The sequence below is a fragment of the Escherichia sp. KCJ4928 genome (assembly GCF_004352695.1).
Lineage (GTDB): Bacteria > Pseudomonadota > Gammaproteobacteria > Enterobacterales > Enterobacteriaceae > ECMA0423.
This window is the reverse complement of sequence record NZ_SJWV01000182.1, coordinates 1-8,016: the sequence shown is the minus strand read 5'-3', so window position 1 is coordinate 8,016 and position 8,016 is coordinate 1. Positions and strand designations below refer to the sequence as shown.

Sequence of the window (8,016 nt, the reverse complement as noted above, 5' to 3'; positions counted from 1 at the left end):
TTCTTGGGGATAAGGATAAAAACTTCCTTGATATGGCGTACACCGGTCTGCGCATCGTAGGAGCCAAACAGGGCCGCCACCAGGTCAAACACCCACTGTGCGCAGGACTCCCCGAACGTCGGGCTGCCCGGTGCATCCACAATCCGCAGTTGTTTAAAAATCGCCAGGGCATGTGCGGCCTGCTCCGGATAAATCGGAGCCGGAATAATCGACAGCCCCTTTTTCAGGCGCTCTGCCCAGTCCGGGCAGGCCGTGCTCCACACAGGTATCATCCGTTGCCCTCATTATCATTATTCACCACCAGTCGGGGTGGTGGTGGCACCGCAAAACGGTTAGCCGCTTTTTTCGCCGCGTCACCTTTTGCCGATTTTTTACCGGCATCCCCTTTTTTGTGGTGCGTGAACTGCGCCAGCTTATAAGCCGCATCCAGCGCCAGCCTGGGGTCGGTATTAATGTTCTCCACCAGAAGACGCCCCATCGCTTTCACCGGATCGGGAAGACCGTCCTCCATATACTCAATACCAGGAGATATCACCACGGGCGGTGGCATCTCCGGATTTGTTTCGTCCGGCTGTGGTATTGCAGCCGCCTCACGGCGACGGGGTTTATCCTCCTGCTCTGATTTTTTCTGCCGGTAAACAGGAACCTCATCCACCTCCACCGTCTCGCACTGTTTACGGGCTATAAACGCAAGCACCTCCGGATCTTTTGCCAGCTGCGAGCCTTTAACCCTGGCTGTCTTCGCCGAATAACCGGCGGCAATGGCTGACGCTGTTTTGTTTTTCCCGGACATGAGCGCCAGCGCAAATTTTCGTTTTTGCGTTGTCAGCACAGCCTCCTCCCGGGTCCAGAACGCACTCAGCCGGGTATGGTTCAGCCATTTTTCCCGGCGTCTCATGCCGCAAATGTTAACTGCTGCCTGGTTAACATTTGCTGAAAAAGCCTGTTAACATTTTTTCCACGCAACAAACTGAATAATAAAGATAAAAACCGCAAAAATGCCCGGACAGCCAGTTAACATGTTAACTGCCCTGAAACGGGAATTTTTTCTCTGCGTGAGAGGGGGCGCGGTGTCCGGAGCGATCGTTTTTTACGCCGGATGATACCCCCCCCGGTCGGGTTACAGTCCGATGATGTCGTCCGCTCTGCCACTACCTCCGGACACCTCCGGCAGCGTCGGGTCCGGCATACCACCCGCCGCTTCACGAGCAGACTTTTGTCGATGGCATTCGGTACAGAGCGTCCAGAGATTCGTCTCCTCATTACCACCACCGAACTGAAGTGCAATTCGGTGATCGAGTTCACTGTCACAGAGGTCAACCACACGACCACAGAGACAGCACTGCCCTGCATCCCTGAGCCAGATATGACGCTTGAGGGAAACACGTGCACTGCCACTGACACGACGCTGTTCACCCTTCAGAATATTCACCCGTCGGGTATTCAGTGTTTTGATTCTGCTCTGGAGTGTACGAAGCTCAGCCATGTAAAATCCCCGTCATATGGCAATCAGTAAAGGAAATAAATATGTCATCGAAAAACCGGACCCGCAGAACCACAACCCGCAATATCCGTTTCCCCAATCACATGATTGAACAGATCAACATCGCCCTTGAGCATAAAGGGTCCGGTAACTTTTCAGCGTGGGTTATTGAAGCCTGCAGGAGAAGGCTGGCAACAGATGCAACGCACCTGCGCCCGGCCAGCATGACAAATAACGAGAAATGAACGTTCGGTTACAGGAGCAGGTACCCACTGTCCTCCAACAATATTTCATCTTCATACCCGGCGGAACAAGACTTACCCAGCCGGGATGTACAGAATAACAACAGAGTGATAATTAATTTCTGATGAAATAATCAGGGTGCAGAAGGACTAAAGATAAACGTTTTCTTCACGCCTTTACGCGGCCTGTCCTTCTCAAATCGCCATTTTGCCATCGCCTTTACAACCTGCTCATCAAACAGATGGTGCGGCTCTGAACGGATAAACTCAATTCGGGTGACAGTACCATCAGCACCAATATCAAACTTCACATCAACCCGTCCCTTTATATAATTTGCCGCTGCATAGGCCGGATATTGTGGTAATGCCTTAACCAACTGTCGGGGCATATCTGTTTTATGTTGCGTACAGCCCATAACCAGAGAAGACAACAAAATAATTAACGGAAGATTTCTTTTCATTTTCATTCCCGGCGCAGATAAGAATAAGTCTTATTCTAACAATGCCACCCTGTCGGTCATCAATCCTCTGCTTAATGGCAACGACAATTATCCGACTTAAATCACAAATCAGACACATGACATAACAGAGCTTGCGAGGTAACACATCGTCCGGTTTCTTCCACCATCGCACCGGACCAGCGACCATGAGGGGACAACGCCGCGCTCCGTTAACGCGGTAAACCCCGGTGTGTATCGTTTTTGATTATCCCCGCACACTCGCGCAGAGGAGTCTCCCGGTCGGGCTGCGGTCTCTGTTAATGCAGGAATACGGCGACGATACGGCGCATAGTTATGTCAGGCTGAAATGCCTTTATCAAATCCGGGTAACGCAATCTGCCCCTGCTGCTCCAGCCTGTCCAGCCTTGCCAGCAACTGAGGCTTCTTCACCCTGCCCCAGCGATTGAGCAAGCGACCTGATATACTGGCGACATCTTTCTCTTTCATGTATTCCAGCATGACTGCATTTCTCTCAGCTTCCAGGTGTGTTTTTCCCTGCATGATAAGTTCTGCCATCCAGTTGAAAGCCTGGATGTACGTAACCTTTATTTGCATCGCAGTCTTACCAGTAAACCCCATAACGACCAGCATGTAACCGTCTTTCGTCATGTTAAACATTGGCTGGACATCACCATTTTTATCAATAAAATCAGTAGGCTCAAAATTGAGCCGGGCAAAATCATCAGGACATTCAGAAATGGTTTGCCTGATCTTTCTTAATACGTTCTTATGACTCTTACCAAAAAATTCCGCCACTTTAATACTCGTGGTCAGGACAGAGCCTCCCACTACCATAACCATGTCACGAAAATCAATGCCGTTAACAACGGTAGAATATTTCATAGCGTGTACCTGCTCTTTGAAATGAACCTTTGCCGCACAGGAAACCAGCCCACCGAGGCTCGCCAGCACTAACTGGTATCCTCAAAGGCTCATTCCAAAGGGGCAGGTTCGGTGGTTATCATGCGCTGCGGTGCGCGGTGAAATTCAGATATGAAAAAGCCAGCGATTAAGCAGGCTCTGTTAATTCAGGCACTGAGTGCGGATATATTCCTGAAGCGTTCTCAATGCGGCCTGATCGCTGATGATTCCGTCTCTGATACCGAGAACGTTTCGTCCAGCAACTGGAGAGAGTTCGACGGAGGCATCATTGCCCACGCCGGAGGTGGTGGGGGCTTCACGCACGGAGCCTGGACAGGTGGCGTTGATCCGCAGGCGCTTACGACCAGCGGCAACATCAGCACGCAGAGTTTCATTTTCAGCTCTCGCATCGGCTAATTCCCTCGAGTATTTTGCATCGAGCGCAGCAACATCGCGCTGGCGCACCTGCATATCAGTAATGGTTGCGTTTGCCTGCTCCAGCTCTCTGGCTTTTTTATCGCGCTGCGCTTTGTAGGTGATGGCGTTATCGCGGTAATGATTCAGCCCCAGACTAAGCGCACCACAGACCACCAGCAGAATAACGGTAAACGCGGAAAGCATTCGGTTTATGCTCACTCCAGCAGCCCCGACGAAGACAACATCATCCAGCCCATGGAAAGAAAAAGAGCAACCAGCATTAGTGAAAATGAAATGCCGACGATTACACAGAGGATCTTCGCCAGCATTATGAGTTTGTCTGACATGCTTAATCCTCCCTTCACGATTTCAACGCAATGACCAGTTTTGCCAGCCCATACAGTATCGGAGACACAGCGATACCGACCGCCACCCACTTAATAGCAAAAGCCAGCGCTCTGCTGATGTCATCACTTACTGGCGCTTTCAGTTCAAGGCCGTTTTTCATAGTCAACCTCAACAGAATTCGTTTATACTTTTCCATGTTCTCCCTTGCCTTATCCAAGGTCAGAAACACAAAACCCCGCTTGCTGCCAACAAACGGGGTTTTTACTTTTATTCACTTACATTTTGCCAGTTCGCAGGATTTCGTGTTATCCGTCCATGTAAGCAAACCTCATTTTTCAGCAAAATATTCTGCTTATCTGTCGATACCCCAGCACGCCAGCGCGCTCTCCTGGTCACGACGGGATACCTGACCATAACAGTTATTTGAGCGGATACGGCAGTCCCTGCCACCGTCCTTAATCCACCAGCGAATCGCTTCACACGCTCCCCTGCGATCGCCTGCATTAATTCGTTTATAAAACGTCGACGGGAAACACTTACCGGGGCCAATGTTATACGGGCAGAATGACGCGATCCCCGCTTTCTGGGGTTCAGTCAGTGGCACTTTGATGTTTTTCTCCACCCATGCCAGCGCCTTATCACGCTCAATGGCGTTAACCTGGTCGCATTTTTTCTTCGACAACTTCATGCCCGGGACGACAGGTTTGCCATCCACCCTGGTGGCACCACGACAAATGGTCCAGATACCCGCACCATCACGGTATGCCGTGGTGTGGTTACCTTCTTTTTCATCCAGAAACTGGTCGAGAATATCAGGCGCAGGCGCCCCTGCGGCAATCAGCGCCAGAACGGCAGCCGACAGGCCGTATTTGATTTTGGTGTTCATGGATATTTATCAGGATTTATCGGTTCCGAATCCCTGGATATGTTAAGCCTTCACCCCACCAGTGGTGGGCACTGGCGGGTTCTTAATTTCCCCGGATGATCGTGGATTACATTCCACCAGGAGATTACTTATGCTTATCTATCCAGCGGCAGACCTCCGTTTACAGGGACGCAGAGCACAACCATGGGATAAAACAACCACTCATAAATATCGTCCCGGTCAATATTATGACTTTCGTAAACACCCGGAACTGATCGAGACACACCTTGAGGATTTTGTTGAATATTCAGACAGACAAGCGATTCAGACCTTTTTTTCTTTTGTTAAGTGGATCAACAGCAATTCATCTGCATTCGAGAGCACGGACTGCATGTTTTCAGGAACACCAAAGGTTGATGAATACGCCCCGGTATTTGGTTGCACCCATGCGTCATCTGGCCGCTTCGAATTTTTGTTTCGCGATACGAAAATAAACCAAAATGAGCGAGCTGTCGGATGGGTACTTAACAAACTATCGCTCTACCTTCAGAAAGAACGGCCCGATTTTTGTAAAGGAACCTTTGGCATCGTTCCCCTCATGACGGAATATACCGACTCCGGCGGTAACGAGTTCACCGGTTATCGTATTTGTGTCTATTTCGATGCTTACGGGAATGGAACAGAGGATACCTGGACTTCTCTCAACATCATGTTTGATGGCCTCATGAAAGCCACCAAAAGAATGAGCAATGAAACAATCACTGGCGAGATGCGTCCCCTTTAAAAAATTATCCAGAATCTCACTATTTGCAGAGCGCTCTCTGTTTTTTTGAATACGGAAACACTCTGCGAGATTTCTGCTCATCACTTTCCGGCAATAATCGTAAAACGCCGCGAACTGCTCATCACGGCGTTTTTTTTCACCTTCGGAAGGGATCTGCACCGACAGTTTTTTATTCAGTTCAACGACGCTGTTCTCCAGTTTTTCAATGCGTGATTCGATATCATCTTTTTCTGACTGTATCGTGTTATATGCATTGTTAATTTGTATGGTATACCGCTCTTCTGAACAGAGGCGCTTTTCCGGCAACGGTTCGTTCCCTTCACATAACCCGGCAGCAATATCCATGAAAAACTGCTTCGCCTTCTTTTTCGCCTCAGCTTCGTAAAACTCCAGCGGGGCACCTTCAACACGATCAAGATCAATCACCACATTTGGCAACAACAGTGACGTATACCCACCCGTTTCCAGCGCTACAGTAACAGTAATCTTATCCGGGTAATTATTTATCCCTTTAACAACCAGTTCGTATTGTTTATTCATCGTCTACTCTCCCCGCGCCGCCTTACGCCGGTCTTCTTTAATTTTGAAATACAGGTTCGTCAGATATGTCAGCAGCCCAAACAGCAGACTCCCCAGCACGCCTATTGCCGCCCACTGAGACGGGGAGACTTTGTCCAGCAACTGCAGGAACCAGTAGCCCGTTCCCACCGCTGACGTGGTGTATGACACACCTGTTGTGATTTTTTCCATCTGGTACATACCCCGCCTCCCGCAATCCGGAAGCTCACAACAATAAAAAAGACCACCGGCACACACCGATGGTCCCTGACGCATGCTTACATCATCATGTCGCTGTCAGGTGTGGGGTCACCGCTATCTGAAGCACTCCCCTCACCCGCGATGCCTTCCGGCTCCGGAGCTGCCGGTGCGCCCAGCAGTTCATCCAGAATGGCATCCACTTCTGTATCAAGACGCGCTTCCAGGTTATGGCGAAGTTTCTGTTTCAGTGCGCTCAGGACTTCTTCAGAGCGCAGGACTTCCTTCACTGCTTCAGCAGTGACCAGGGATGTAATTTCTGACATGGGATTTTCTCGTCGAAAAGTGTGATTAAGAAAGTTGCCGCTAAATGAGCGGCTCTTCGGGTTTGCTTCCGGCTGACTGACTGGCGCTGATTTTCTCAGCGGCCCTTTTGTCAATCTGTCTGCGCCAGAAGTCACGCATGGCCCGGTATCCACCCGAAAGGAGATACAGCACACAGACTGCCGTACAGAAGTACAGCATCACCTGATGAATAAAAGTCATAATTTCTTACCGTTATTGTTGACAATAAGAACTGTTTTCATTTAAAAAAACAGAGCACGAAAGTATCGTTCCTTTATATTTCTCCATGGGTATTACCACCGCCAGTCCATTCCGGTAACTGGCGGCTTTTTTTATCATGCCGCAGTGTCTGTGCTGTTCACTTCCACCGCAATGCTGTCAATCAGCAGCGTATACGTCGCCGATTTTGATATATCGGTCAGTTGCAGTTTGTCCGCCGCCCCCGATGCCGGTGACTTCACCAGTGTGAACGCCGCTCCCCGTTTCTCATCCAGTACTGGTGTCACCTGAATGCTGTTGTTTCCGGCAAACTCAAAAGCCAGCGTGTGCCATCCGTTATCAAAGACCCCGAATGTATCCAGCTTCGCATTCGGCTTCCTGTGATGCATCGCGTTCAGGTTCGTCGTATCCGTCTGCAGGAAGAAAGACATCAGCATATCGTTACCTTCTCCTGACAGCGTCACCCCCTCCGGCAGGGACGACAACTGCCAGTAAATGCCCAGGGCAAACTGATTCGGCACCAGTGAACCCGGCAACTTAAACCGTACGCTCACACGTCCGCCCTTCTTCAGTAACTCCGCACCCTGTCCGGCTGCATCATGCTCCAGAAACCAGATGTGGTTTTCCGGTTTGTTCAGTTGCAGAGCCTTACCTCCCGTAGCCCCCGCATCACTGACCACCGCTTCAGCAATGTTTTTGTTAACACTGTCTCCGCCCGCCGGTTTGTGATAATAGCGCCAGCCCTGTGATGCCAGGTCTTCGCCGGATGCCAGCAGACTCATCAGGGTACGCTTACTGGCCGGGGCTTCCGCCTCTCTCTCCGGACCTTCACCGGAAGGTACGGTGGGCCTCACCATATCAGGCTGTTTTCCGGTAATGAATTCAGCGGTTCTCCCGGCGTGCACCAGAATCGCCGTTGCCAGACGGTCGGAAATAATCCCCCGGCGTGCCCAGGTGCTGAAATGGCTCGCCCTGTCCTGTGACGTCCAGGTGGCTGAGCTGTCACGCCATTTCGAACCGTAATACCCGATACCCGGAATGTCCGGGTCTTCTTCCGGTTTGTTCGTCGGCACATTCACCCCGTTCTCATCCGTCATGAACGGTACGAAATGGATATTCTTTTCCGTTTTGTTTTTATAGCTGCCGTACACCGTCTGGTACGTGGATTCGTTCTTCTGCTTCCAGAAATACGTCGT

At 50.4% G+C, this 8,016-nt stretch carries 13 protein-coding genes and 2 pseudogenes; 1 reads left to right on the top strand and 14 read right to left on the bottom strand.

Annotated elements, in window-relative coordinates:
- The 3 genes and pseudogenes from E0D98_RS19430 to E0D98_RS19420 form a co-directional block, all read right to left on the bottom strand.
- A pseudogene (locus E0D98_RS19430) lies at positions 1-272 on the bottom strand (terminase large subunit); the annotation flags it as partial.
- Entirely contained in the window at positions 269-832 is a 564-nt protein-coding gene (locus tag E0D98_RS19425; RefSeq protein ID WP_000958387.1) for a terminase small subunit, read from the bottom strand. The pseudogene E0D98_RS19430 and the gene E0D98_RS19425, both read right to left, overlap by 4 nt.
- 288 nt (positions 833-1,120) lie before the next feature.
- Positions 1,121-1,486 carry an HNH endonuclease gene (locus tag E0D98_RS19420; protein ID WP_000829192.1) on the bottom strand — a complete coding sequence of 122 codons (366 nt, stop codon included), beginning with the start codon at positions 1,484-1,486 and terminating at the stop codon, positions 1,121-1,123.
- 41 nt (positions 1,487-1,527) lie between these two features.
- Here E0D98_RS19420 and E0D98_RS19415 point away from each other — a divergent pair, with 41 nt between their 5' ends.
- Positions 1,528-1,728: a YlcI/YnfO family protein gene (locus E0D98_RS19415; protein WP_000095744.1), complete on the top strand. Its 201-nt coding sequence runs from the start codon at positions 1,528-1,530 to the stop codon at positions 1,726-1,728.
- 131 nt (positions 1,729-1,859) lie between these two features.
- Here E0D98_RS19415 and E0D98_RS19410 read toward each other — a convergent pair whose 3' ends face one another.
- From E0D98_RS19410 to E0D98_RS19350, 11 genes and pseudogenes are all read right to left on the bottom strand, one after another.
- Positions 1,860-2,186, bottom strand: a complete 327-nt coding sequence (locus E0D98_RS19410; protein WP_000828070.1) for a TonB family protein — start codon at positions 2,184-2,186, stop codon at positions 1,860-1,862.
- Between the two features lie 336 nt (positions 2,187-2,522).
- On the bottom strand, positions 2,523-3,137 hold the full coding sequence (locus tag E0D98_RS19395) for a Rha family transcriptional regulator (protein ID WP_131890856.1): 615 nt from the start codon (positions 3,135-3,137) through the stop codon (positions 2,523-2,525).
- Positions 3,138-3,248: 111 nt separating this feature from the next.
- On the bottom strand, positions 3,249-3,707 hold the full coding sequence (locus E0D98_RS19390; protein WP_000947214.1) for a lysis protein: 459 nt from the start codon (positions 3,705-3,707) through the stop codon (positions 3,249-3,251).
- A gap of 11 nt (positions 3,708-3,718) precedes the next feature.
- Positions 3,719-3,850, bottom strand: coding sequence for a hypothetical protein (locus E0D98_RS28465; RefSeq protein ID WP_001280926.1), 132 nt, complete (start codon positions 3,848-3,850; stop codon positions 3,719-3,721).
- Positions 3,851-3,864: 14 nt separating this feature from the next.
- Entirely contained in the window at positions 3,865-4,047 is a 183-nt protein-coding gene (locus E0D98_RS19385; protein ID WP_072024677.1) for a hypothetical protein, read from the bottom strand.
- 156 nt (positions 4,048-4,203) lie between these two features.
- Entirely contained in the window at positions 4,204-4,737 is a 534-nt protein-coding gene (locus E0D98_RS19375; RefSeq protein ID WP_001092872.1) for a lysozyme, read from the bottom strand.
- Positions 4,738-5,791: 1,054 nt separating this feature from the next.
- Positions 5,792-6,040, bottom strand: a pseudogene (locus tag E0D98_RS28015) (DUF1327 domain-containing protein); the annotation flags it as partial.
- Between the two features lie 3 nt (positions 6,041-6,043).
- The gene (locus E0D98_RS19365; protein ID WP_000284490.1) at positions 6,044-6,259 is read right to left on the bottom strand and encodes a class II holin family protein; all 216 of its coding nucleotides are present in this window, start codon (positions 6,257-6,259) and stop codon (positions 6,044-6,046) included.
- Positions 6,260-6,336: 77 nt separating this feature from the next.
- On the bottom strand, positions 6,337-6,582 hold the full coding sequence (locus E0D98_RS19360) for a DUF826 domain-containing protein (protein WP_047086947.1): 246 nt from the start codon (positions 6,580-6,582) through the stop codon (positions 6,337-6,339).
- Between the two features lie 40 nt (positions 6,583-6,622).
- Positions 6,623-6,802: a DUF1378 family protein gene (locus tag E0D98_RS19355; protein WP_000142780.1), complete on the bottom strand. Its 180-nt coding sequence runs from the start codon at positions 6,800-6,802 to the stop codon at positions 6,623-6,625.
- A 134-nt stretch (positions 6,803-6,936) separates the two neighbouring features.
- Positions 6,937-8,016, bottom strand: a 1,080-nt coding sequence (locus tag E0D98_RS19350; RefSeq protein WP_346655061.1) for a DUF6645 domain-containing protein, incomplete at its 5' end; no start/stop codon positions are given.

Coding starts and splice junctions, on each gene's coding strand:
- E0D98_RS19410 (WP_000828070.1), bottom strand. CDS start 2,186: ATGAAAAGAAATCTTCCGTTAATTATTTTGTTGTCTTCTCTGGTTATG.
- E0D98_RS19385 (WP_072024677.1), bottom strand. CDS start 4,047: ATGGAAAAGTATAAACGAATTCTGTTGAGGTTGACTATGAAAAACGGC.
- E0D98_RS28465 (WP_001280926.1), bottom strand. CDS start 3,850: ATGTCAGACAAACTCATAATGCTGGCGAAGATCCTCTGTGTAATCGTC.
- E0D98_RS19360 (WP_047086947.1), bottom strand. CDS start 6,582: ATGTCAGAAATTACATCCCTGGTCACTGCTGAAGCAGTGAAGGAAGTC.
- E0D98_RS19415 (WP_000095744.1), top strand. CDS start 1,528: ATGTCATCGAAAAACCGGACCCGCAGAACCACAACCCGCAATATCCGT.
- E0D98_RS19375 (WP_001092872.1), bottom strand. CDS start 4,737: ATGAACACCAAAATCAAATACGGCCTGTCGGCTGCCGTTCTGGCGCTG.
- E0D98_RS19420 (WP_000829192.1), bottom strand. CDS start 1,486: ATGGCTGAGCTTCGTACACTCCAGAGCAGAATCAAAACACTGAATACC.
- E0D98_RS19390 (WP_000947214.1), bottom strand. CDS start 3,707: ATGCTTTCCGCGTTTACCGTTATTCTGCTGGTGGTCTGTGGTGCGCTT.
- E0D98_RS19365 (WP_000284490.1), bottom strand. CDS start 6,259: ATGTACCAGATGGAAAAAATCACAACAGGTGTGTCATACACCACGTCA.
- E0D98_RS19355 (WP_000142780.1), bottom strand. CDS start 6,802: ATGACTTTTATTCATCAGGTGATGCTGTACTTCTGTACGGCAGTCTGT.